Annotated in this window: 25 protein-coding genes; 15 read left to right on the plus strand and 10 right to left on the minus strand. The window is 58.3% G+C overall.

Annotation, left to right across the window (positions count from 1 at the left end; all coding sequences use genetic code 11):
• Positions 1–112: 112 nt before the first annotated feature.
• Complete coding sequence (locus HGT1_RS11935) at positions 113–1321, plus strand: cytochrome b/b6 domain-containing protein (protein WP_176250157.1); 1209 nt, start codon at positions 113–115, stop codon at positions 1319–1321.
• A gap of 76 nt (positions 1322–1397) precedes the next feature.
• On the opposite strand, the gene HGT1_RS11940 is transcribed toward HGT1_RS11935, so the two are convergent.
• Both HGT1_RS11940 and HGT1_RS11945 read right to left on the minus strand, forming a co-directional pair.
• Positions 1398–1973, minus strand: a complete 576-nt coding sequence (locus tag HGT1_RS11940; RefSeq protein ID WP_176250158.1) for a YceI family protein — start codon at positions 1971–1973, stop codon at positions 1398–1400.
• 162 nt (positions 1974–2135) lie between these two features.
• Complete coding sequence (locus HGT1_RS11945) at positions 2136–2630, minus strand: hypothetical protein (protein ID WP_176250159.1); 495 nt, start codon at positions 2628–2630, stop codon at positions 2136–2138.
• A 296-nt stretch (positions 2631–2926) separates the two neighbouring features.
• Here HGT1_RS11945 and rpsF point away from each other — a divergent pair, with 296 nt between their 5' ends.
• The 4 genes from rpsF (at position 2927) to HGT1_RS11965 (ending at position 4881) form a co-directional block, all read left to right on the plus strand.
• Positions 2927–3289, plus strand: a complete 363-nt coding sequence (rpsF, locus tag HGT1_RS11950) for a 30S ribosomal protein S6 (RefSeq protein WP_008228007.1) — start codon at positions 2927–2929, stop codon at positions 3287–3289.
• A gap of 29 nt (positions 3290–3318) precedes the next feature.
• Entirely contained in the window at positions 3319–3546 is a 228-nt protein-coding gene (gene rpsR / locus HGT1_RS11955; protein ID WP_005852865.1) for a 30S ribosomal protein S18, read from the plus strand.
• Between the two features lie 11 nt (positions 3547–3557).
• Positions 3558–4178 (plus strand): 50S ribosomal protein L9, encoded by a 621-nt coding sequence (gene rplI, locus HGT1_RS11960; RefSeq protein WP_176250160.1) that lies wholly within the window; start codon positions 3558–3560, stop codon positions 4176–4178.
• Positions 4179–4398: 220 nt separating this feature from the next.
• A complete protein-coding gene (locus tag HGT1_RS11965) occupies positions 4399–4881 on the plus strand; it encodes a transglycosylase SLT domain-containing protein (protein ID WP_373027917.1) in 483 nt (160 codons plus the stop codon).
• A 119-nt stretch (positions 4882–5000) separates the two neighbouring features.
• On the opposite strand, the gene tig is transcribed toward HGT1_RS11965, so the two are convergent.
• Together tig and HGT1_RS11975 are read right to left on the minus strand one after the other, a co-directional pair.
• Positions 5001–6332: a trigger factor gene (gene tig, locus HGT1_RS11970; RefSeq protein ID WP_176250161.1), complete on the minus strand. Its 1332-nt coding sequence runs from the start codon at positions 6330–6332 to the stop codon at positions 5001–5003.
• A 142-nt stretch (positions 6333–6474) separates the two neighbouring features.
• Positions 6475–6759 (minus strand): DUF2312 domain-containing protein, encoded by a 285-nt coding sequence (locus HGT1_RS11975; protein ID WP_176250162.1) that lies wholly within the window; start codon positions 6757–6759, stop codon positions 6475–6477.
• A gap of 106 nt (positions 6760–6865) precedes the next feature.
• Between HGT1_RS11975 and HGT1_RS11980 the strand changes: the two genes are divergently transcribed.
• From HGT1_RS11980 to HGT1_RS11995, 4 genes are all read left to right on the plus strand, one after another.
• Positions 6866–7105 carry a hypothetical protein gene (locus HGT1_RS11980; RefSeq protein ID WP_176250163.1) on the plus strand — a complete coding sequence of 80 codons (240 nt, stop codon included), beginning with the start codon at positions 6866–6868 and terminating at the stop codon, positions 7103–7105.
• A 106-nt stretch (positions 7106–7211) separates the two neighbouring features.
• A complete protein-coding gene (locus tag HGT1_RS11985) occupies positions 7212–7643 on the plus strand; it encodes a YeeE/YedE family protein (RefSeq protein ID WP_176250164.1) in 432 nt (143 codons plus the stop codon).
• Between the two features lies 1 nt (position 7644).
• On the plus strand, positions 7645–8067 hold the full coding sequence (locus tag HGT1_RS11990) for a DUF6691 family protein (RefSeq protein ID WP_176250165.1): 423 nt from the start codon (positions 7645–7647) through the stop codon (positions 8065–8067).
• Positions 8068–8084: 17 nt separating this feature from the next.
• Complete coding sequence (locus tag HGT1_RS11995) at positions 8085–8507, plus strand: TIGR01244 family sulfur transferase (protein WP_176250166.1); 423 nt, start codon at positions 8085–8087, stop codon at positions 8505–8507.
• Between the two features lie 25 nt (positions 8508–8532).
• On the opposite strand, the gene HGT1_RS12000 is transcribed toward HGT1_RS11995, so the two are convergent.
• From HGT1_RS12000 to HGT1_RS12020, 5 genes are all read right to left on the minus strand, one after another.
• Complete coding sequence (locus HGT1_RS12000) at positions 8533–9861, minus strand: FliM/FliN family flagellar motor switch protein (protein WP_176250167.1); 1329 nt, start codon at positions 9859–9861, stop codon at positions 8533–8535.
• A 66-nt stretch (positions 9862–9927) separates the two neighbouring features.
• The gene (locus HGT1_RS12005; RefSeq protein WP_176250168.1) at positions 9928–12654 is read right to left on the minus strand and encodes an ATP-binding protein; all 2727 of its coding nucleotides are present in this window, start codon (positions 12652–12654) and stop codon (positions 9928–9930) included.
• On the minus strand, positions 12654–12929 hold the full coding sequence (locus HGT1_RS12010; RefSeq protein WP_176250169.1) for a hypothetical protein: 276 nt from the start codon (positions 12927–12929) through the stop codon (positions 12654–12656). Before HGT1_RS12010 ends, HGT1_RS12005 begins: the two co-directional genes overlap by 1 nt.
• On the minus strand, positions 12926–13309 hold the full coding sequence (locus HGT1_RS12015; protein ID WP_176250170.1) for a response regulator transcription factor: 384 nt from the start codon (positions 13307–13309) through the stop codon (positions 12926–12928). Before HGT1_RS12015 ends, HGT1_RS12010 begins: the two co-directional genes overlap by 4 nt.
• 128 nt (positions 13310–13437) lie before the next feature.
• Positions 13438–14736: a helix-turn-helix transcriptional regulator gene (locus HGT1_RS12020; RefSeq protein ID WP_176250171.1), complete on the minus strand. Its 1299-nt coding sequence runs from the start codon at positions 14734–14736 to the stop codon at positions 13438–13440.
• Between the two features lie 229 nt (positions 14737–14965).
• Here HGT1_RS12020 and HGT1_RS12025 point away from each other — a divergent pair, with 229 nt between their 5' ends.
• The 5 genes from HGT1_RS12025 (at position 14966) to HGT1_RS12045 (ending at position 20222) form a co-directional block, all read left to right on the plus strand.
• The gene (locus tag HGT1_RS12025; RefSeq protein ID WP_176250172.1) at positions 14966–16330 is read left to right on the plus strand and encodes a substrate-binding protein; all 1365 of its coding nucleotides are present in this window, start codon (positions 14966–14968) and stop codon (positions 16328–16330) included.
• Between the two features lie 89 nt (positions 16331–16419).
• Positions 16420–17451, plus strand: a complete 1032-nt coding sequence (locus HGT1_RS12030; RefSeq protein WP_176250173.1) for a branched-chain amino acid ABC transporter permease — start codon at positions 16420–16422, stop codon at positions 17449–17451.
• 3 nt (positions 17452–17454) lie between these two features.
• The gene (locus HGT1_RS12035; RefSeq protein ID WP_176250174.1) at positions 17455–18645 is read left to right on the plus strand and encodes a branched-chain amino acid ABC transporter permease; all 1191 of its coding nucleotides are present in this window, start codon (positions 17455–17457) and stop codon (positions 18643–18645) included.
• Positions 18646–18657: 12 nt separating this feature from the next.
• Complete coding sequence (locus HGT1_RS12040) at positions 18658–19422, plus strand: ABC transporter ATP-binding protein (RefSeq protein WP_176250175.1); 765 nt, start codon at positions 18658–18660, stop codon at positions 19420–19422.
• Between the two features lie 44 nt (positions 19423–19466).
• A complete protein-coding gene (locus tag HGT1_RS12045; RefSeq protein WP_176250176.1) occupies positions 19467–20222 on the plus strand; it encodes an ABC transporter ATP-binding protein in 756 nt (251 codons plus the stop codon).
• A gap of 80 nt (positions 20223–20302) precedes the next feature.
• Here HGT1_RS12045 and HGT1_RS12050 read toward each other — a convergent pair whose 3' ends face one another.
• Positions 20303–21808 (minus strand): AMP-binding protein, encoded by a 1506-nt coding sequence (locus HGT1_RS12050; RefSeq protein WP_176250177.1) that lies wholly within the window; start codon positions 21806–21808, stop codon positions 20303–20305.
• 149 nt (positions 21809–21957) lie between these two features.
• Here HGT1_RS12050 and accB point away from each other — a divergent pair, with 149 nt between their 5' ends.
• Positions 21958–22458, plus strand: coding sequence for an acetyl-CoA carboxylase biotin carboxyl carrier protein (gene accB, locus HGT1_RS12055; protein WP_176250178.1), 501 nt, complete (start codon positions 21958–21960; stop codon positions 22456–22458).
• The last annotated feature ends 10 nt before the right edge of the window (positions 22459–22468 follow it).

The raw sequence follows: 22468 nt of genomic DNA on the forward strand, positions 1-22468 counted from the left end.
CTTTACCGCGTGGGCTGCGCGCAAACAAGCCTGCACCGCCCCTGTGCGGATATCCAGATTGTCTGGCACCTGGAATCAATTACAGTGAACCCGAATGAAACCGGAGACCAAGATGGCCCTTAGCAACACTGCAATCCGCTACGGCGGCGTTACGAAATTCTTTCACTGGCTGACCGCCCTGCTGATCCTGTCGCTGATTGCATCCGGCATGTTCGCCGAGGATCTCCCCCATGAAACACAGATCCAGCTGACCCAGAAAGCGTGGTTCTTTTCCCTGCATAAAACCATGGGCGTCACGGTGTTTTTCGTGGCCTTGCTGCGGATCATCTGGGCCATCAGCCAACCCAAACCCGGCCTGTTGAACGCCGATAAAAAGCTGGAAAGCTGGCTGGCTGAAACCGTGCATTGGGTGCTTTATGGCTCGATCGTGATTGTGCCGCTTGCCGGTTGGATCAGCCACGCCGCGGCGTCCGGTTTCGCGCCGATCTGGTGGCCGTTTGGCCAGAACCTGCCGCTGGTCCCCAAAAGCACCTCCATCGAACATCTGTTTGGCGCGGTGCATGTGATTTCGGGCAAGGTCCTGATTGGCGCAGTCGTCCTGCATGTCGCAGGCGCGCTCAAGCATCACGTGATCGACCGCGATTCGACCCTGCGCCGCATGCTCCCCGGAGAGCCGCCCATCGGCCCCATGCCCGCACAACACCACAGCAGCGCGCCCGTCCTGACCGCCCTTGCGATCTGGGTCGCGGCCCTGGTTGTCGGGTTCGGCCTGGGCATTGCGGGCGACAAGCAAGGCGCAGAGGCATCCCAGGCACCGGCATTGGAACAGGTGGCCTCCGAATGGACGGTGGAGGACGGCACAATCACCATTTCCGTCAGCCAGTTCGGCTCAACCGTCGAAGGCAGCTTTGCTGACTGGACCTCGGCCATCGCCTTTGACGAAACCGTGCAAATCGGCAAGGCGGGCACGGTCACGACGACCATTTCCATCCCGTCACTCACCATGGGGTCGGTCACCGGTCAGGCGATGGGCCCTGATTTCTTTAACGCCGACAACTTCCCAACTGCCACGTTTGAGGCCGATATCAATGTCGCCTCCGACAGCTATCTGGCCGATGGCACGCTCACCATCAAGGACCAGTCGGTGCCGGTGTCCCTGCCCTTTACCCTGTCGGTCAGTGACGACCGGGCGGTGATGCGCGGCACCACCACATTGGACCGCCGCGCCTTTGCGATCGGTCAGGATGTGACCGACACGGCAACCTTGGGGTTTGAGGTCACAATCGAGATCAGACTGACCGCCACCCGCCCCGCGCAATAACAACACCTACCATCCAGACATAAAAACGCCGGGGTCATTGCCCCGGCGTTTTCAATTTCAACGATCGTAGTAAGGCTTACTCAGCCTTCATTGCCTCGATCGAGATGTCGATTTGCACTTCGTCGCTGACGAATGGCGCGAATTTGCCAAGGTTGAAGTCAGAGCGCAGAACAGTCGCTGTGGCATCAAAACCGGCCCAAGGCTTGCCCGCCATCGGGTGGTCGCCCATCTGGTTCAGCTTTGCGTCCAGAACAACCGATTTGGTCACGCCGTTCATGGTCAGGTCGCCAGTGATCAGGCCGGTCGTCTCGCCAGTTACTTCGATACCGGTCGATGCGAATGTCACCATGTCGCCGTCGGCTGCGCCAAAGAAGTCATCGGACATGAAGTGATCGGTGCGGGCCTGCCAGCCGGTGATCATGTCCATCACGGGAAACGATACCGACACGGAAGAATTCGCAGGCTCTGCCGCGTCCATCATGATTTCGCCGTCAAATCCGCTGAACATGGATGTGGTGGTGGAAAAACCAAGGTGGTTATAGGTGAAAACGATCTGGCTGTGGCTGGCGTCAAGAACGTATTTCTCGGCAGCGAATGCAGATGTGGCCCCAAACGCGAGCGCAGAGGCAAGAAGAACGGATTTGAAAGTCATGGCGATACTCCAGGTTGCAATTATGTATGTCCCACAATTGCGACTTATGGTCACGTAAACAATCCATCAAGGTCAAACACTGTCTGCGCAGGAATGAACAGTCAGGGTACAACACGGCGCAGGTTTCGCGCGGTTTTCGGCCGCATAGACCTGGTGCCGTTTCTAAAGCCTGACCCCTGCGTCAAGCAGACCCGAAACCAGAAAATCCATGGTTTTCGGTTCGGTCACATGCACATCAGCCAGAAATTCGCCCTGCTGATCCCAGAACTTCAACACATTCTCGGAGTTCTCGACCCGGCCCAATTGATCAAATCTGCTGCTATACACCACCAACATGGCCCCCATCGCACCGGGGCGCAGAATGCGCAGTTCGGACCGCGACACATCCAGTTCGACCTCGGTCTGGGCGGTGGGCCGGACTGCGAAGACCAGCCAGAACCCCAAAAGCAGCGCAATTGTCGACAGGCCCATCTTCATCAGCATCACATCGCCGCTGAAATCCGCGCCCGGCAACACCCAAAGCCCCGATGCCGCCGCAATCATCGAAATACCCAAGAGCCGTTGCAACATGCAAACAATGGTCCGAAGCCCGTCCGAAGACCCGTTTGCCCCCGGATAGCTTGCGCTGCCGGTCATGAAATCGGATGTTGCTGACATATGTTACCCTTTGCCTCTTGTTGGCCACCTGTCCGATGCGACCTTTCCTTAGGTCCAGAGATCGCGGCAAAATAAGGCCGTAAAAAGGAAGCATCGTGTCAGACACCGGGCAATTGCACGAAATGCGCAAGCCCGCCCGCCTGGCCGTCTGTATTGCCCCTTGCCCCGCACGCGAAACCGTGTATATCGACCCTTCGTTTTGCATCATCTTTTGAACCGCGCAGACTCTCGTGGTGAGGCCGCAAAACGCTCTTGCCTCGCCTATGAAATGCGCCTTGATATAAATAGGAGTGCACATGCCGCTTTATGAGCATGTTATGATTGCGCGTCAGGACTTGTCCAACACGCAAGCAGAAGGCCTTATCGAACATTTTGGCACAGTTTTGGCTGACAACGACGGCAAGCTCGTCGACAGCGAATACTGGGGCGTCAAAACGATGGCCTATAAGATCAACAAAAACCGCAAGGGCCACTATGCCTTCCTGCGTTCGGACGCCCCTGCGACCGCAATTCAGGAAATGGAGCGTCTGATGCGTTTGCACGACGACGTAATGCGCGTTCTGACCATCAAAGTTGATGAGCATAAAGAACTGCCATCCGTTCAAATGCAAAAACGTGACGAACGCCCCGAGCGCGGCGAGCGCCGCGAGCGCCGTTGATCATCAGCTTGAAAGAAAGGACATAAACCATGGCCGCAAAACCATTTTTCCGCCGTCGTAAAGTCTGCCCCTTCTCGGGCGACAACGCACCGGCAATCGATTACAAAGACACACGTCTTCTGCAGCGCTACATCTCTGAGCGCGGCAAAATCGTACCATCCCGCATCACAGCAGTCTCTGCGAAAAAGCAGCGTGAATTGGCCCGTGCCATCAAACGCGCCCGCTTCCTCGCCTTGCTGCCCTACGCCGTTAAGTAAGGAGAAAGCACATGCAAGTTATCCTTCTGGAACGTGTGGCCAAGCTTGGTCAAATGGGCGAAGTCGTGGACGTAAAGCCAGGCTACGCACGCAACTATCTGCTGCCACAAGGCAAAGCGCTGTCGGCTTCCAAAGCCAACATCGAAGCCTTTGAAGGCCAGAAAGCACAGCTTGAGGCGCAAAACCTCGAGACCAAAAAAGAAGCCGAATCCATGGCGGACAAGCTGAACGGTCAGCAGTTCGTTGTGATCCGTTCCGCTTCCGATTCGGGTGCTTTGTACGGTTCGGTTACAACACGTGACGCAGCCGACGTTGCAACAGCCGAAGGTTTCACAGTCGACCGCAAGCAGGTCGTTCTGCGCAACCCGATCAAAGATCTGGGCCTGCACGATGTAACAGTCAATCTGCACCCCGAAGTCGAAGCCACCATTCAGCTGAACGTCGCACGTTCCGTTGAAGAGGCCGAACTTCAGGCCGCAGGCAAATCGATCCAGGAACTGGCCGCGGAAGAAGAAGCCGCAGCAGAGTTCGAAATCTCTGAATTGTTCGACGATATCGGCTCTGCCGCGAATGATGACGAAGATCTGGCCGAAGCTGTTGAAGCGCAGGAAGACGACGAAGCGAAAGCTTAAGTCTCTCCCCGTCCAAGAAAAATTGACGCCGCTCCCGATCACTCGGGGGCGGCGTTTTCTTTTGGCCGCCCCTCGTAGGGCCTGCCCTCTTGGCTCACCCATCTGCGCTTCTACGCTCATTCAGGGGCAGTTTCGGCGACCATTTGCCCATGCAAACCGCCAAGGTTGCAGCGCACGTCAACCGATGTAGGGTCTCCAAAGCAAAAACCAGAGTTTTCAAATGCCAAACATCTCTCGCCGTCTTTTGTGCCTGATGCTCATATGCAGCACAGGCGTTGCTGCTTGTGCCACTACGCCACCAGCGCCCCCCGCCCCGGCCCCGCAAATGCAGCTCTATCCGAACGAGACGCCTGAACTGCGCAGCCTGATCAACAAATGGGCCGACTTCTACGACGTGCCCCGCCCGCTGGTCCACAAGCTGGCCATCCGCGAAAGCACACACCGCCCTGAGGCGCGCAACGGGCCCTATTTCGGGCTGTTGCAGATCCTGCCTGCCACAGCCCGAGGGATGGGTTTTCAGGGCAGCGCTGACGACTTGCTGAACCCAGACCTAAACCTGAAATACGGTGTCAAATATCTGCGCGGTGCATGGCTGCTGGCAGACGGCGATCACGCGACCGCAATCAAATGGTACGCCCGCGGCTACTATTACGAAGCAAAACGGCGAAACATGCTGGTAGAGACCGGCCTGCGCAAAGGCTGACCGGAAAATTTCAAATTTTCCGGCCCGGAATTTTTGAAAAATTCCGCCCCCGCCAAATAGCAAAAGGGCCACCCAACCGGATGGCCCTTTTCTAATTCAGCGTATCAAAGCGGTAAGACTTATTCGTCTTCCAGTGCTTCAACGGCTTTTTGCAGATCTTCTTTGGACACTTCTTTTTCGTTCAAAGTTGCCTGCTCGAACACATAGTCAACGACTTTGTCTTCAAACAATGGCGCACGCAGCTGCTGCTGCATTTGCTGGTTTTGCTGAACGAATTCAAAGAACTGACGCTCTTGGCCCGGGTACTGGCGCGCCTGGTTCATGATCGCTTGGGTCATTTCGGCGTCTGTTACCTGAACTTCGGCCTTCTGACCCAGCTCTGCCAACAGCAGGCCAAGACGAACGCGACGTGTGGCCAAAGTCTTGTGCTCTTCTGTGGTTTCGATTTCCGGGTGGTCGTGGCCCTGAACATCAGGGTTCTCTTCGTGCCACAGCTGATGCGCAATCTGGCCCGCTTCGGCATCCAGCAAGGACGGTGGCAAGTCAAAGCTGACCAGCTTGTCCAGCGCGTCCAGCAAACCACGTTTCATGACAGCGCGCGATGCGCCCATGTATTCGGCTTCCAGACGCTCGGCGATCTGACCTTTCAGGCCAGCAAGGTCTTCGGCACCGAATTTGGTGGCCAGCTCGTCGTCGATCTTGGCGGCAACAGGCTTCTTGACGTCTTTGATTTTGCACTCAAACACGGCTTCTTTGCCAGCAAGGTGAGGCGCTTGGTAATCGTCTGGGAAAGAAACGGTAACGTTCTTTTCCTCATCCGCAACAACACCGACCAGCTGCTCTTCGAAACCGGGGATAAAGGAGTTGGAGCCCAGAACCAAAGGATAATCCTCGGCGGCACCACCGTCGAACGCAACGCCGTCAACCTTACCAAGGAAGTCGAACACGATCTGGTCGCCGTCTTTGGATTTCACGCCAGCTTTGCGCGATTTGAAATCCTGTGCGGTTTCGGCAAGGTTTGCCAGCGCTTCGTCAACGGCCGCATCGTCAGCTTTGACAACCATTTTATCAAGCGTGATGGAGGTCAGATCAACTTCGGGGATCTCGGGCAGTGCTTCGTAGGTCATTGTGACCTCGACATCGTCGCCTTCTTTCCAGTCTTCGTTGGCCATCTTTACATCAGGCTGCATCGCAGGGCGATCGCCGGATTTTTCAAAGTGCTCTTGCATGGCGCCATCAATGGCTTCCTGCATGGCTTCGCCCATAACCTTCTGGCCGAACTGCTTTTTCAGCAGCGCCATAGGTACTTTACCTTTGCGAAAGCCCTTCATTTCGACTTCGGGCTGTGCTTCGGCCAGCTTCTCGTTGACCTTGGCCTCCAGTTCAGCTGCTGTCACAGTGATGGCATAGCCGCGTTTCAGACCTTCGTTCAGCGTCTCGTTGACCTGCATGTTTGCTCCATAGGGTAAGGCCGCGCGATTATTGGCGCGGGCGGAAAAATTTCCGCTCTTCTATTTGGGCCTGCGCTTGGGCGCAAGCGGATTTGGCTCTGGCGTGTCAGGGCGGGTCGTTTTCCACCCCCCCGTTGGCACATCACATGCCCAAGGCTTCTTTATACATCTCCAACACCGCTTCTTCTTCGGCGATATCGTCCTTGTCGCGTTTGCGCAGGGCAATCACCTTGCGCAGCACTTTGGTGTCATAGCCGCGGGACTTCGCCTCGGCCATGACCTCTTTTTGCTGCTCTGCCAGATCTTTCTTTTCGGAATCAAGGCGTTCGATCCGTTCAACGAACTGGCGAAGCTCGTTTGCAGTGACGCGGTAGGTCGCATCGCCAACGACGTCGGCGGATTCGGGGTTGGTGGCACTGTCGCTCATTGCGGGGTCCTGTGTCTGGAAAGGGTCAGCGCCCTGACTAACGCCGCACCTGCCCTCCCGCAAGCCACACTTGCGATACCTTGCCAATTGAGGTAGCCCGCGCCTCATGGAAAATGCATCAACTTCTCTGTTCGACATCTTGATCTGGGCCGGCGCGCTGATCTCGCTGGTGGGATTCTTTGGCCTTGTTTGGTGTATCGTCACCGTGATGCGCGCAAAACGCGCCAATCTGCCCGAGGATGACATGCGGCTGGTCTTGCAAAAAGCGCTGCCGCTAAACCTTGGCGCGCTGTTTCTGTCGGTGATCGGGCTGATGATGGTCGTGATCGGGATCATGCTGGGCTAATCGCAGTCTTTGTGATTTGCTTCTTGCCACACATTCAAAAAACTTTATGTATTATGGCGACGCGGGCCGCTTTGCGCCCTTTCTTAACGTGTGATCGGAATAAAATATGATTGAGATGGATTGGATCTGGGGCCTGATTGGCGGCCTCATCATCGGCTGCGGCGGTGCCGTCTATTTGCTGGGCAACGGGCGCATCATGGGGGCCAGCGGCATTATCGGTGGTCTGGTTGACGGGTCGGGCCGCAGCAACTGGATCGAGCGGGTATGTTTCGTCGCGGCGCTGCTTATCGCCCCTGCGGTACTGATCCTGTTTACGGGAGTTCCTGGGGAAACCAACGTGACCGATAACTATGCCTTGATCGTGATTGGCGGCCTTTTGGTCGGTGTCGGTACACGGATCGGCGGCGGCTGTACCTCCGGCCACGGGGTCTGCGGTATTTCGCGGCTGTCCCCACGCGGGATCGTGTCGACCTTGATCTATATCTTTGCGGGCGCGGTGATGGTTGCTGCCCTGCGCGCCATGACAGGAGCACTGTAAGATGCGGAATATGTTTGCCATTTTGTCCGGTGCCCTGTTCGGCATTGGCCTGTACCTTGCCGATATGACCAACACGGTCAAAGTTCAGGGGTACCTTGATTTCTTCGGTAATTGGGATCCGACTTTGGCCTTTGTTATGGGCGGCGCGATCTTGCCAATGGCCGTTGCCTGGGTTTTGACACGCAACCGCAAACCCGTGATTGGCGGCGAATTCCCTGCGCCCGCGCCGGCAAAGTTTGACCGCAAGCTGATCATCGGTGCCATTCTGTTCGGCATGGGCTGGGGTCTGGTCGGGCTTTGCCCGGGTCCGGCTGTCGCATCGCTGAGCTTTGGCGGCGTTGCAGGGTTGGTCTTTCTGGTCGCGATGCTGGCGGGCATGTTGATTGCCCCCAAAGTGTCACCACTGCTGGACAGCAAAGGCTGAGCTGGTTAAATCAAGCTATGGATATGCGCAAAATCACCCCCCGCTTCTTTGCTTCGCCTCAGATTGATCCGTCCGACATGGCCGCGATCGCCGAGGCAGGTATCACCTTGATCCTGTGCAACCGCCCGGATGCGGAAGTGCCCCCAAGCCATCAGCACGAGGCCATCAAAGCCGCCGCCGAGGCTGCGGGGATCAAATTTGCGTATCAGCCGCTGACCCATCAGACGATGACACCTGATGTCATCGCCAATAACCGCGCGATCAGCACGGCACTGGACGAAACCGTGCTGGCCTATTGCGCGTCAGGGACACGCTCTACCATTGCTTGGGCGCTTGGTCAGGCTGGCGAAGTTCCTGCCGACGAGCTGATCGAAGCCGCGCGTGCGGGGGGCTATGATCTGTCCCACATGCGCGGCGTCCTAAGCGCGTCATACGCCTAGGCGACTAGCACGCATAATTTTTCGATCAGCCGGTCTGAAACTGGCTGATCGGGTTTGCGTCATTTCCCTCCCCCTCCTCATCCTCGAAACCCGGCAGGTCCGACATGTCGGGCATCGGGGCGTTGGCAAAGCCCATTTCAGGATCAGGCAACCCTGACGATGGCAGATCCGGCATTCCTGACGATGGCAGATCCGGCATTCCTGACATTGGCATATCAGGCAACCCTGACGTTGGCAGATCCGGCATGCCTGACATTGGCATCCCTTTGTCTGGCATTCCTGACGTCGGGAAACCTGATGTCGGCAATCCGAAGTCTGGCAAACCGGCATCGGGCATCTGCGGATGCTCAGGCAATGCAGGCAGGTCTTGCACGCTATAGAAATCTTCGAATTGTGCATCTAGTGCGCCTTCGTCGCGCAATGCATTGCCGTCAGTCTCCCTTCGTCTTGGCGCATCCTGTTTTTTCGCACGGTGCTTCAAACGCAATGCGCGCTGGCCATCCTTCTGGCCCAGCACGCCTTCTCCCAATATCCGCCCCTGCCGTGTGCGCACCTGTGCCGTCTCAAAACTGACATGGCCCAAATCAAGCACCTGCCCGACCTGCAATGCCCCTGCCGCCCGGATCGACATCTTGATCTGCGTCAGTGACACGATCAAATCAGCCTTCAGGCCCAAGACATTCTCGCACAGGGTTTTTCTTGTGCCCGACACGGCACCGTCTTCACCGTCCGGGTCAGTCTGTTCGACCTTGGGCGGTGGCGCAGGTACCGGCAGACAGAACAGCATTTCGCCCTGCCGCGCCCCTTTGCACAAATCCAGCGTAAAACGCAGGATATGAAATTCATGGGCATCCAGCGCCAGCATCAGCAAGCGCACATCCTGCGCCTTGGCTCCGAACCGGAACCCCGTCAGCATCCGCTGTTCTTTTTCGGTTTCGGGCAAAGGGGCCGCGCGTTCCAACAGGCTGTTGATCAAGGGCTCGATCAGCGATGCATCCGTGGCCGTCATGGCGCGCGCGGGTCCGTCCCCCTTGACCGGATGCACTTCTCCCATTGTTTGCTGCTGGATCAGCCCCCCGACCAGCGCCGGGGCAACCATCACCGCCCCGCGTGCCCCGGCCGGACCATCCAGCAGGATCAGCAAATGATCGTCCTGAAACACGTCGACACAGGCATCGTTTTCAATAATCTCCTGCGTCGCCCCCAATGTGGCCACGGGCAGCGAAAACAGATCATTGCCGACTTTGGACAGGGTCAGCCGCAGCGCCTTGAGCACGGAAACAGTGCGCGACTGGTGCAAAGCCCGCCCCGCATGCGCCTTGCGCCGCATCACTGATTGTTGCTGCTCCGTCACTGGATACTCCGCCGGACTCAAAACCCCATTAGGTCAGGTCTAGACGGTTAATGGTAAAGATGACCTTTATGCAGATGCGGCGGCATCAATATTATCACTGGCACCGTTGCGCGGCATCGCAGGCAAAGTCACGCGAAATCCGGTGCCCTGCGCATCGGGCAAATAGGTGATATTCCCCTGCAAACGCGTGATAATTTCACGGCAGATCGCAAGGCCCAAACCCGCCCCTTCGCCGCCCTGTCCCGGAACGCGGGCAAATTTCTCAAAGATCAACGCACGCGATGCCACTTCAATGCCGCTGCCGTTGTCAATAAAATCAATCGCAACCTGATCGCCTTGCAGCATGACGTTGATCCCCAGTTCCGGCGTGTCAGAGACACAATATTTCTGCGCATTGGTGATCAGATTGATGAACACCTGCGCAAGCCGGTCCAGATCGGTCTCGAGCATCACGTCTTCGTCGGCGGGGTTTCGAATGATCTTGATCGTGCGGGTATTTGCCGCCTGTGCCGTGGTCACGGCAAGGTCAAGCACCCCGCGCAATGCGCCCTTTTGCCGGTTCAACGTGACGGCCCCGTTTTCCAGAACCGACAACCCCAGCAGATCGTCCAACAGCCGCGTCAGGCGGATCGTCTCGGAATGGATGATCGACGCATAGCGGGTCTTTTCCTCGGGGCTTAATGCTTCGGCATCGCGCAAGATTTCCGAGAACGACCGGATTGACGTCATGGGCGTGCGCAATTCATGGCTGATCTGGCTGAGAAAACTGTCTTTTTGATGCGACAACTGGGTCAACTTGTCATTGGCGCTGCGCAGTTTTTCCGCCGTATCCGACAATTCACGCGACTTGATCTCGAGTTGGCTGGAATATTCCAGCATCTGTGCGGATTCGTCGGCCACCGCCAGCAGGTCGCGTACCGATACCGATGTGCCCCCCACCAGTTGCGCCACCATCGCATGGGCCGTTGCGGCCCCCACCGATGCCGCAAGCTCGCGCTCCAGCGCCTGAACAAAGCGCGGCGTGGGTTCCGGCAATCCTTCGGCTTTTTCCTGCAACTGCGCCTGAGCGCGAAAAAACGCCTGCGCCTCGACCGGCCCCAGAATGCGCTGCGCCATGATCATCAGGTCTTCGGTTCCGGCCTCGGAGGCGGTCCAGCCGCGTGTCGGGCTTGAATGGTCAAAGATGTTGACGAATTGCGCGCCCTGCAACCGCTCCACCGGAGAGGGGAAACTGACCAGTGATCCAAAAATGAAAGCCAGCGTGTTGAGCGACAGGCTCCAGACCACGGCATGCACGGTCGGGTCCAGCCCGCTGACGCCGAACATCGCCTCGGGGCGCAGCCATGCCAGCCCCCACAACCCCTGCTCAAAGGTCTGTGCAGACAGCGCTCCGTCGGGGCCAAAGCTGGGCAAGAGCATGGTGAACACCCACACGGAAAAGCCGATGCACAGGCCGAAAACCGCCCCCGTACGGGTTGCCCCGCGCCAGAACACACCGCCCAGCAAAACCGGCAGAAACTGCGCCACCCCGCCAAAGGAAATCGTCCCGATGGCCGCCAGCGCGCCACTGCCCCCCGAGGCACGGTAATAGAAATAGCCAAGTGCGATGATAAACAGGATCGACAGCCGCCGCGACAGGATCACCACATGGCGCACGTCCCCCGACTGCTGCACGGTGCCCTGCCCGAAGGCCAGCCAGATCGGCATCACGATGTGGTTGCTGACCATTGTGGACAGCGCGAGGGTCGCCACAATCACCATCGACGTCGCTGATGAGAACCCGCCCAGAAACGCCAGCATCGCCAGATTGTTCTGCCCCTGGCTTAACGGCAGGCTCAGCACGAACAAATCGGGGTTCGACCCTTCGGGCAGCAGGTCAAGCCCGACCACCGCGATCGGCACGACGAACAGGCTCATCATCATCAGATACAGCGGAAAGGCCCAGCTGGCGATTTGCAGATGGCGTTCGTCGTCGTTTTCAACGACCAGAACCTGAAACATCCGTGGCAAACAGATCAGCGCGGCGGCGGCCAGCAAGGTCAGCGTCGCCCACCGCCCGCCATCCACCTGCCATGTTCCGATGTCAGACCGGTCGATCTGTGCCATCGCCTCGGTCACGCCGCCGGCAAGGCCCCAGACCACAAAGATACCGACGGCAATCAGCGCCAGCAGCTTTACGATGGCTTCGACCGCGATGGCGATCACAACGCCGTGGTGGCGTTCGTTGACGTTCAGGTTGCGGGTGCCGAACAGGACGGTAAACAGCCCCAGCCCCACCGCCACCCAAAACGCGGCCTGCGCGGTGTTGATCGGGTCGCCGGCCCCTCCGGTCAGGTTTGGCGGGGCGGCAAATATCGACAGGGACAAGGTAACCGACTGCAATTGCAAGGCAATATAAGGGGTCACGCCGATCACGGCCATCACCGTCACCAGAATAGCCAACAGGTTCGACTTGCCATAGCGCGATGAAATCAGATCCGCGACCGATGTCACGCGGTGGGACCGCCCGATGCGCACAAGGCGGCGCAGCAGCCACCACCAGCCGATCATCACAAGACTGGGGCCCAGATAGATCGTCACATATTCCAGCCCCGACCGCGCGGCATAGCCAACCGCGCCGTAGAACGTCCAGCCGGTGCAATAAATCGACAGCGACAAGGTATAGACCAAAGGCGAGCGCAACAGCCAGTCGCCCCGCCCTTTGACCGCCGCCCGTTCAGCCGCAAAGGCAACTGCAAACAACCCGACAACATACAGCAGGCAAACCGCAATCAGTTGGTTCAGGGACACCATCAGCTTTGGTTTTCCCGGGCAATCTGGCGCGCGGTCCGCCGCCACAGAAACACGCCCAGCACAATCATGCCCAACCAGACCCCAAAGATATAGCGCAGCGCATGAGACGTGGTCACCGCCGGATCGGACGCCTGATCAGGGACCGGCCACAAAAGCGGCACCAGCCAAAAGGCCAGCGCCAGAACCGGCAGCAGCCGCACGGCATCCATCAAGCGGCGAAACCGGTAGCTGCGCCGTGCCAGAAACAGGGGCGATCCGGGCCGGTTGGTGGTCATGACGGGGTCGGCGTCGCCGTGGTAAGCGACTGGACCGCCTCAAGCATTTCTGCATTCGAAAACGGTTTCGTCATAAAGCGGCTGACACCGGCACCTTCGGCCATCTCGCGGTCACGGGCCTGCCCGCGCGCGGTCAGCATCAGGATCGGCAGATCGGCAAATCCCGGATCGGCGCGCAATTCCTTTAAAATCTCGAACCCGCTTTTTCCGGGTAACATCACATCAAGCATCACCAGATCGGGGCGGGCCTTGCGGATCACATCGACTGCCGTCGCACCATTGGCCAATGTTTCGACCCGCCAGCCCTCGCGGCCCAGCAAAAAGCGGATCGCCTCTGCAATGTTTGTTTCATCCTCGACGAGCACCACGTGCTTTGCCATCGACATATCCCTCCCCTGAAGGTGCCTGCCGCTTTGAAAAGCGATCTTTGACACCGGTTTGAAGGATGCACCTTATTGCCGGGACTGTCAAAACACTGTTGGCGCTAACACCGCCGATACACGGGATACTAGACGCCGTCGTTCAGGATCGATGGTTCGCGCCGTGCCGGACAGTGGTCGCGCGGACAGACCCGGCAGGTCGCCCCCACATCCAGCCTGGGCCCCGCCGCCAGCCCCTGCGCGGGCAAAATCAACATCACCGACTGCACCAAGGGCTGCGCATTATAGCTGTGCGCGGATTGGACTTCGCAGGCGGCAATACAGTCGAATTCAGCGTGACTGCGGCCCAATTGCGCCAGCCGTTCCTTGACCACGACGCCGGGGTTTCCCAACACCGCAAACAGCGGCCACAGCGGGCAGCCCGCGCCAAAACGCGGCACCACGAAACCTTCGATGGATTTGCGGAAAATCACCGTTCCGGACCGGTCGCAGACCAGCAAACCGGCCCCCAGATCGGGCATTGCGGCCATCCGCCGCAGCACGCGGCCGACCGGTTGATGCAGCTGCTGCGCCAAGGCCATCGGGTCACGGCCAAGGCTCTCCATCACCTCTGCGAGCCGCGCAATCGGCAAGGCATCCGCATCCACAGCGACCTGTTGCAAGACCGTGCGCGCGATATGGCGGGCCGCGACGCTTTTCAATTCGGGCGCGGCCTGGGCCAGCGCCTCGATCGCAGTCTCGTCATGGCCGGCTTGTTCCAACACGGCAAACTGGAACCGGTGCGCCGCCAGAAAGGCCTCGACCTCTTCTTGGGGGGAACTGGCGGCGGGTGTGGTTTCGGGGTCCGCCTCAAGATAACCGACCAAAGCCTGCGCACTGTCGGCCAGACGGCGGCTGTCCTGGTCAATGTTGATGTGAAAACGGTCGCGCCATTCGGGTTCAAGCGTCTTGGTATCTGCCAGGATCGACGCCGTGGACCGGATCGCCGCCGCCGTGGTCAGCAATTCATGCATGGAGGCCGCAAGATGGGGGTCATGGGCCAGACGGTCGGTCAGGGTTTCGATGGTCCGCTCAAGCGTTGCAATGCGCCGTTGGGTGTTGGCCAGCACATCCGCCCAGCCGGGAAAACGCCCGGCGAATTCATCCGCGCGCCCGACCTCGGGGCCGCTGAGCCCTGCATCAACCGCCGCCTCGCGCAGGGTGCCAATCAGCGCGGCTTCGGCCCCTTCTGTGAGGGCCGTCGGCTCGACCCCAAGTGCTGCGGCGATGTTCAGCAACAGCTTGCCGCCGATTCTGCGGCGGTTGTGTTCGATCAGATTCAGATAGCTGGCCGAGATTCCGATGACATTGGCAAGGTCGGCTTGCTTCTGCCCTGCCATGATCCGCCGCTCGCGAATACGGCTGCCGGTCAGCGCCTCACGCAACAATAGTCTTAGATCCCGAATTAGCGCGCAATTTCAACGGCTTTCTGCAATGCAACATCATAAAGTTTACAACTTCCTCGCCTTGTTTGCGAATATATTTACAGAATAAGTGTTTTTATCAAGGGGCTTATTGATTGGTTTTCAGTTTTCCCCTCATATCGTCTTTGCACCTCTGTGCATCGTGTACATGGAAAATAACCATGACGCGGTTTCAACAATTGGGAGGAAATACATGTCATTTTCGAATTTGACACGTCGTGGTCTTATGAAGACCGGTGCCGTTGCCGGCGCTGGCCTTGCACTGCCGACGTATCTTAGCGCTGCGTCGCATTCCGGCTTTACCAACGCGCCACAGGGCGACACGGTCACGCTGGGCTTTAACGTTCCACAATCGGGCCCCTACGCGGATGAGGGCGCAGACGAACTGCGCGCATTCGAGCTCGCGGTCGAGCACCTGAACGGTGGCGGCGACGGCGGCATGCTGCAAACCTTCAGCTCCAAGGCGCTTGAAGGCAACGGTATCATGGGCAAGAAAGTCCAGTTCGTTACCGGTGACACACAGACAAAATCCGACGCGGCACGTGCTTCGGCGCAGTCGATGATCCAGAAAGACGGCGCAATCATGATCTCCGGTGGCTCGTCCTCCGGTGTGGCTGTTGCTGTTCAGGGCCTGTGCCAAGAAGCCGGCGTGATCTTCATGGCGGGTCTGACCCACTCCAACGACACAACAGGCAAAGACAAGAAGGCCAACGGTTTCCGTCACTTCTTTAACGCCTACATGTCTGCTGCCGCTCTGGCACCGGTTCTCAAGAACCTCTATGGCGACGACCGCAAGGTCTACAGCCTGACAGCCGACTACACATGGGGCTGGACACAGCAGGAATCGATCCAGGCCGCAACCGAGGCAATGGGTTGGGAAACCATCAACGACGTGCGCACACCGCTCGCCGCGACTGACTTCTCCTCCTATATCGCACCTGTTCTGAACTCCGGTGCCGATGTTCTGGTTCTGAACCACTACGGCGGGAACATGGTTAACTCGTTGACCAACGCTGTTCAGTTCGGTCTGCGCGACAAGCAGGTTAACGGCAAGAACTTCGAAATCGTTGTTCCACTCTACTCCGAGCTGATGGCTCGTGGTGCAGGCAAGAACATTGCCGGTATCGTTGGTTCGCAGAACTGGGATTGGAAGCTCGAAGACCAGCTGGGCGCACGCTACACAGGTACAAACGCCTTTGTTCAGTCGTTCGGTACCAAGTACGGCTTCCCGCCAAGCCAGGCTGCTCAGACCTGCTATGCACAGACGCTGCTTTATGCTGATGCGGTTGCCCGCGCTGGTTCGTTCAACCCATGTGCCGTTGTCGAAGCTCTTGAAGGCTTTGAATTCGACGGTCTGGGCAACGGCCCGACGCTGTACCGTGCCGGCGATCACCAGTGCTTTAAGGACGTTGTCGTTGTGAAGGGTAAAGAGAACCCAGAAAACGAATACGATCTGGTGGAAATCGTTGAAGCAACACCAGCCGAGCAGGTTACCTATGATGTCGATCACCCGATGTTTGCGGGTGGCGAATTGGGCAACTGTAACCCAGGCGCGTAAGTACAAGTCTAAGGCGGAGGGATACCTCCGCCTTTTCTTGCAGGCGGTCTGATCCGCCTTTCACTCATTAAAAATTCGAGGGCCCCGCGATGGACGCCATTCTTTTGCAACTTCTAAACGGGTTGGACAAAGGCTCAGCCTATGCGCTCATCGCGCTTGGTCTGACCCTGATCTTCGGCACGCTGGGTGTGGTCAACTTTGCACACGGCGCGATCTTTATGATCGGCGCATTCTGTGCTGTTACACTTAGCAAAATCTTCAGCTTGAGCCATCTGGCCTCCGAGCCGTCAGGCACTGATTTCTTGGGCAAGCCCAAGTACGACGATGTCCTTTATATCAAAGAATGGTTCGGCGAGAGCGCCGGTGCATGGATGCTCGACTGGTCCGTTCCGCTGTCCATCCTGTTTGCCATCCCTGTGATGATCGCCATCGGCTTCATCATGGAGCGCGGTCTGATCAAACACTTCTACAAGCGCCCTCACGCCGATCAGATCCTTGTGACCTTTGGTCTGGCGATCGTGCTTCAGGAAGTGATCAAGTATTTCTACGGTGCAAACCCGATCCCCACCGCCGCCCCCGAGGCGTTCCGCGGGTCGTTCGATTTCGGCGTGCTGCTGGGCTTTGATCCCAACGCGATCATCTACCCCTACTGGCGCCTGATCTATTTCGCCTTCTCGGCCGTGATCATCGGTGGCGTCTTTGCCTTCTTGCAGTTCACCACCTTCGGGATGGTTGTGCGCGCCGGTATGGCAGACCGCGAAACCGTCGGCCTTTTGGGGATCAACATCGACAAGCGCTTTACCATCATGTTTGGCATCGCCGCCGCAGTCGCGGGATTGGCAGGTGTCATGTACGCGCCGATTAACTCGCCCAACTATCATATGGGCATGGATTTTCTGGTTCTCAGCTTTGTTGTGGTTGTTGTCGGCGGCATGGGCTCTTTGCCCGGTGCGGTGCTGGCGGGCTTCCTTCTGGGTATCCTAGAATCCTTTGCCTCGATGAACGAAGTCAAGAATATCCTGCCGGGTATCGACCAGATCATCATTTATGTTGTCGCGATTATCATCTTGCTGACACGCCCACGGGGCCTGATGGGCCGCAAAGGCGTGATGGAGGAATAAGCCATGCTTGGACTGAACAAAAAAGACCTTGGGGTATTGTTGCTGGTGGCTCTTCTTGCCATGGCCGCACCGATCCTGCTCAACCCCTTTCCGGCTGATTCCGGCATGGCGCAATTCAACGCGGGCTATCCCGACCTGATGCAACGCTTTGTGATCTTCGGGATTTTCGCCATCGGCTATAACATCCTGTTTGGCCTGACCGGCTATCTCAGCTTCGGCCACGCCGCCTTTCTGGGTGTGGGAAGCTACTCCGCCGTCTGGATGATGAAGCTTTTGTCGATGAACGTGATCCCAGCGATCCTGTTGTCAGTGATCGTGGCGGGCCTGTTCTCGGTCGTGATCGGCTATGTGTCGCTGCGCCGTTCGGGGATCTACTTCTCGATCCTGACGCTGGCCTTTGCGCAAATGTCGTTCAACCTGGCCTATTCGGTGCTGACACCGATCACCAATGGTGAAACCGGCCTGCAAATCTCGCTCAGTGATCCGCGCATTCTGGACGGGGCCAATGCACCAAGCTACCCCAACCTCTTCGGGGCGCAGATGAACTCCGCGGCCACCATTGATGTTGGCAGCTGGTCCTTCACCTTCTCCGTTGGCTACTACCTGTGTGCCCTGCTCATGCTCGTTGCCTTCTATATCTCGATCCGCATCTTCCGCTCGCCTTTCGGGTTGATGCTGCGTGCCGTGAAATCGAACCAGCAGCGCATGAACTACACCGGCCTGAACACCAAGCCCTACACATTGGCGGCCTTTGTCATCTCGGGCATGTATGCCGGTCTTGCCGGTGGTTTGCTGGCCGCGATGGACCCGCTAGCCGGGGCCGAACGGATGCAGTGGACGGCCTCGGGCGAAGTGGTTCTGATGACGATCCTTGGCGGTGCCGGTACCCTTTTGGGGCCAGTATTGGGCGCGGGCTTTATCAAGTACTTTGAAAACATCTTCTCCAAGATCAACGACAACGTTCTGCATGGCTGGTTTTCCTTCATGCCTGACGGGATCGAGGACTTTATCATCACGATCATCCACCCCTTCGTGGGCAAAGGCTGGCACCTGACACTGGGTCTGTTGTTCATGCTGGTTGTGATCTTCCTGCCCGGTGGTCTGGTCGAGGGCGGTCAACGCATCGGTCGCCTGTTCCGCCGCAAGAAAGCGGATACCAACACGCCTGACGGCACAAAAACCCCTGCAGAATAAGGAGCGGACGCGATGAATATTCTTGAAGTCAAAAACGTCAACAAGCGCTTTGGTGGTCTGCAAGCGCTAGGCAATGTGAACCTGAATGTTGCCGAAAACACGGTCCATGCGATCATCGGACCGAACGGCGCGGGCAAATCCACCCTGCTCAACTGCCTTGTCGGCAAACTGATCCCCGATACCGGATCGGTTATGTTCGACGGGCGGTCGGTGCTGGGGCGCAAACCCTACGAGATCAACCAGATGGGCATTTCCCGCGTTTTCCAGACGCCCGAAATCTTTGGCGATCTCAGCGTGCAGGAAAACATGTTGATCCCGTGTTTTGCCAAACGTGACGGGGCTTTTGCGTTGAACGGCTACGGCTCTGTCGGCAGCCAACGCGATGTGATCGACAAAGCCGAGGAAATGCTGGTCGAGATGAAACTGGCGGATAAACGTCACATGCACGCGGCTTCCATGTCGCGTGGTGACAAACGCCGGCTCGAGATCGCGATGTGTCTGGCGCAAGACCCCCGCCTGTTGCTGCTGGATGAACCGACAGCCGGCATGGCGCGCGCCGATACCAACAACACCATTGATCTGCTCAAACAGATCAAAGAGGAGCGCGACATCACCATCGCCATCATCGAACATGACATGCATGTGGTGTTCTCGCTGGCCGAACGGATCACCGTGCTGGCCCAAGGCACGCCCCTTGTCGAAGACACCCCCGATAACATCAAGGGCCACCCCAAGGTCCGCGAAGCATATCTGGGCGAATCTCAAGACGCTGCATGACGTTGGGCGGGGCTCGGACCCGCACCCCTCGTAAGGATAGAATTATGAACACGACCCCCGATTTTTCCAATAGCGCCAACCACGCGGCGACCGCCCCCGCCTATCTGTCGGTGTGGGATATCCATGCCTATTATGGCGAAAGCTATATCGTGCAAGGTGTCAGCTTTAACGTTCACGAAGGCGAAATTCTCGCCCTTCTGGGGCGCAACGGCGCGGGCAAGACATCGACGTTGCGCACCATCGCGCAGATCGGCGACCCGGAATTGCGCAAGGGCGAAGTGTGGCTGGATCACAAACCGCTGCACAAGATGGCCAGCCACGAGGCCGCGGCCAACGGCATGGCACTGGTCCCCGAAGACCGCAGGATCATCGCCGGCCTGACGGTCGAGGAAAACCTGCAACTTGCGCAGATCGCCCCACCCATCGGCTGGTCGCTGGAACGCATCTATGAACTTTTCCCCCGCCTGAAGGAACGCCGCAAACAAGAAGGCGTGACATTGTCGGGGGGTGAACAGCAGATGCTCGCCATCGCCCGCGCATTGGCGCGTGACATCAAGGTGCTGCTGCTGGATGAACCTTACGAGGGTCTGGCCCCGGTGATTGTCGACGAGATCGAAAAGACACTGAGCTTGATCAAATCCCAAGGGATCACGACCATTCTGGTGGAACAAAACGCCGTGCGCGCGCTGAAACTGGCGGACCGTGCGGTGATCATGGACACCGGCAGCGTGGTCTTTGACGGCTCCGCCGAAGAAGTGTTGAACAATGCCGAATTGCGGGCCGAATACCTCGCCATCTAAAGCGACCGGCAGCGGGGGGCGGCGGAATTTTTCAAAATTCCGGTCCGGAAAATTCGAAATTTTCCGCCCCCGTTGCCCCTTTAGGGTTTCAACAGCAACCGCAGTTCCGTCTTTAGCACCTTGCCATAGTTGTTTTTCGGCAGGCTATCGACCCGGACATAGGTTTTGGGCCGTTTGAACCGCGCAATGCGGTCAAGGCACAACGCGTCAAGCTCGCCCTCAGGTGCCGTTCCCACAATGAAGGCCACCACTTCCTCGCCCCAATCAGCATGGGCACGCCCCACAACCGATGCTTCAATCACCCCGCCATGTTCCAGCAGGATTTCCTCGACCTCGCGGGGGTAGACGTTCGAGCCGCCGGTGATGATCACATCCTTGCTGCGGTCTTGCAGGGTGACATAGCCTTCGCCGTCCATCATCCCCACGTCCCCCGTCATCAGCCAGCCGTCTTGCAGCGTTGCATCTGTGGCGGCCGGATTATTCCAATAGCCCGGCATCACCGTCTGCCCGCGCACCATGATTTCGCCCGCGGTGCCATCGGCGACGGGCCTGCCATCCGCATCGCCGATCCGCACCTCCACCGCCGATTGCGCGCGCCCGACCGACCCCAGCCTTGCCCGCCATCCGGGGTGCGTGCGATCCGAAACAGCCGCGCGCGGCAGTGCCGTGATGCCCATGGGGCATTCGCCCTGCCCGTAAATCTGCACGAAGACCGGCCCGAAATAATCAACCGCATCAATGATATCGGCGTTGTACATCGGCCCGCCCGCATAGACGATCGTGCGCAGCCCCGTGCCGTCACGCCCCAATGCCCGCGCCCCGTCGGTCAGCCGTTTCACCATCGTGGGGGCTGCAAACATGTGAACCCGCCCAAAGTGTGCTGCCAAATCCAGAATCTCCGACACCTCAAATCCGCCCGAAGCGGGGCAGACATGGCGCGCGCCGGCCTGCACATGCATCAGATTGTACAGCCCCGCGCCGTGGCTCATCGGGGCGGCATAAAGCGCTGTATCATCGCCCGAAACCTGATCCACATCCACGCCGTAGCAAAGCGCCATCGACAGGGCCATGCCGTGGGTGATGATCACGCCCTTGGGTTTGCCCGTCGTACCCGAGGTGTAAAACAGCCATGCCAGATCATCCGCACCACGGCTCGCCACCGCGTCAACCGGCGCGGATGTCAGAATTTCATCATAACGCGCCGAAGGGGTGACAATCACATCGCTGCTTAGACCCGAACCCTCCCCCAAACCCTCGGCCAGTCCGGCACTGGCAAAGACCACGCGCGCGCCGGAATCGGCAAGGATGAAGTCCGCCTCGCGGCTGTGCAGCTTGGCGTTGATCGGCACAACGGCGGCCCCAGCATACCAGATCCCGTAGAACACGATCAGATAGTCCGGCGTGTTCTTCATAAAGATCGCCACGCGGTCGCCGGGGGTCACGCCCTGCCCGCGCAACCAACCCGCCACCGCCCGCGCACGCGCGTCAAATTCCGCATAGCTTGCAACACAGGTTTCCCCGTGAAACAGCGCAGGGCGATCCCCGCCCGTCTGCGCGCTGCGTGCCAGCCAATGTGCCAAGTTCATACCCGATGCCCCCTCGTTTTGCGCAGTTTGGCAAGGCCCTGCCCCTTAGGCAACTGGTAGCTTTCCATAACCGCGCCCATGTCCTATAAGACGTCAACTTTGGGGCACAGGCATTCGCGCCCCGCGTTATATACTGGCTGAGGAACAAAATGACTAAAAACACCCATGACGCAGATGTGGCATTTATCCGTGCGCTTGCAGAGTTGTTGAACGAAAACGACCTGACCGAGCTTCAAGTCAAACGTGATTATGCAGAAGACGACAGCCTGAATGTGCGGGTCAGCCGCAAGCCGCCTCAGCAGATCGTGGCCCCGCAGCAGATGCATGCGGCCCCTGCACTGATGGCGTCTCCGGCACCGGCTGCAATGGCGTCACCTGCGCCTGCGTCCCCCGAAAACATGGACCCGGCCTCCGATCCGGGTGCGGTTGTGTCGCCGATGGTTGGTACGATCTATATGCAAGCAGAACCCGGTGCCCCTTCCTTTATCAGCGTCGGGACGACCGTCGCCGAAGGGGACACGTTGTTGATCGTGGAAGCCATGAAAACAATGAACCACATCCCCGCCCCGCGTGCGGGCACGGTCAAGCGTATCTTGGTCGATGATGGTGCAGCCGTGGAATTTGGCGCACCTTTGGTGATCCTGGAATAAGGCGAAAACC

The organism is Sulfitobacter sp. HGT1, from assembly GCF_013282155.1.
In the GTDB taxonomy this organism is placed as follows: domain Bacteria; phylum Pseudomonadota; class Alphaproteobacteria; order Rhodobacterales; family Rhodobacteraceae; genus Sulfitobacter.

Coding starts and splice junctions, on each gene's coding strand:
- HGT1_RS11935 (WP_176250157.1), top strand. CDS start 113: ATGGCCCTTAGCAACACTGCAATCCGCTACGGCGGCGTTACGAAATTC.
- HGT1_RS11940 (WP_176250158.1), bottom strand. CDS start 1,973: ATGACTTTCAAATCCGTTCTTCTTGCCTCTGCGCTCGCGTTTGGGGCC.
- HGT1_RS11945 (WP_176250159.1), bottom strand. CDS start 2,630: ATGTCAGCAACATCCGATTTCATGACCGGCAGCGCAAGCTATCCGGGG.
- rpsF (WP_008228007.1), top strand. CDS start 2,927: ATGCCGCTTTATGAGCATGTTATGATTGCGCGTCAGGACTTGTCCAAC.
- rpsR (WP_005852865.1), top strand. CDS start 3,319: ATGGCCGCAAAACCATTTTTCCGCCGTCGTAAAGTCTGCCCCTTCTCG.
- rplI (WP_176250160.1), top strand. CDS start 3,558: ATGCAAGTTATCCTTCTGGAACGTGTGGCCAAGCTTGGTCAAATGGGC.
- HGT1_RS11965 (WP_373027917.1), top strand. CDS start 4,399: ATGCCAAACATCTCTCGCCGTCTTTTGTGCCTGATGCTCATATGCAGC.
- tig (WP_176250161.1), bottom strand. CDS start 6,332: ATGCAGGTCAACGAGACGCTGAACGAAGGTCTGAAACGCGGCTATGCC.
- HGT1_RS11975 (WP_176250162.1), bottom strand. CDS start 6,759: ATGAGCGACAGTGCCACCAACCCCGAATCCGCCGACGTCGTTGGCGAT.
- HGT1_RS11980 (WP_176250163.1), top strand. CDS start 6,866: ATGGAAAATGCATCAACTTCTCTGTTCGACATCTTGATCTGGGCCGGC.
- HGT1_RS11985 (WP_176250164.1), top strand. CDS start 7,212: ATGATTGAGATGGATTGGATCTGGGGCCTGATTGGCGGCCTCATCATC.
- HGT1_RS11990 (WP_176250165.1), top strand. CDS start 7,645: ATGCGGAATATGTTTGCCATTTTGTCCGGTGCCCTGTTCGGCATTGGC.
- HGT1_RS11995 (WP_176250166.1), top strand. CDS start 8,085: ATGGATATGCGCAAAATCACCCCCCGCTTCTTTGCTTCGCCTCAGATT.
- HGT1_RS12005 (WP_176250168.1), bottom strand. CDS start 12,654: ATGGTGTCCCTGAACCAACTGATTGCGGTTTGCCTGCTGTATGTTGTC.
- HGT1_RS12010 (WP_176250169.1), bottom strand. CDS start 12,929: ATGACCACCAACCGGCCCGGATCGCCCCTGTTTCTGGCACGGCGCAGC.
- HGT1_RS12015 (WP_176250170.1), bottom strand. CDS start 13,309: ATGGCAAAGCACGTGGTGCTCGTCGAGGATGAAACAAACATTGCAGAG.
- HGT1_RS12025 (WP_176250172.1), top strand. CDS start 14,966: ATGTCATTTTCGAATTTGACACGTCGTGGTCTTATGAAGACCGGTGCC.
- HGT1_RS12030 (WP_176250173.1), top strand. CDS start 16,420: ATGGACGCCATTCTTTTGCAACTTCTAAACGGGTTGGACAAAGGCTCA.
- HGT1_RS12035 (WP_176250174.1), top strand. CDS start 17,455: ATGCTTGGACTGAACAAAAAAGACCTTGGGGTATTGTTGCTGGTGGCT.
- HGT1_RS12040 (WP_176250175.1), top strand. CDS start 18,658: ATGAATATTCTTGAAGTCAAAAACGTCAACAAGCGCTTTGGTGGTCTG.
- HGT1_RS12045 (WP_176250176.1), top strand. CDS start 19,467: ATGAACACGACCCCCGATTTTTCCAATAGCGCCAACCACGCGGCGACC.
- HGT1_RS12050 (WP_176250177.1), bottom strand. CDS start 21,808: ATGAACTTGGCACATTGGCTGGCACGCAGCGCGCAGACGGGCGGGGAT.
- accB (WP_176250178.1), top strand. CDS start 21,958: ATGACTAAAAACACCCATGACGCAGATGTGGCATTTATCCGTGCGCTT.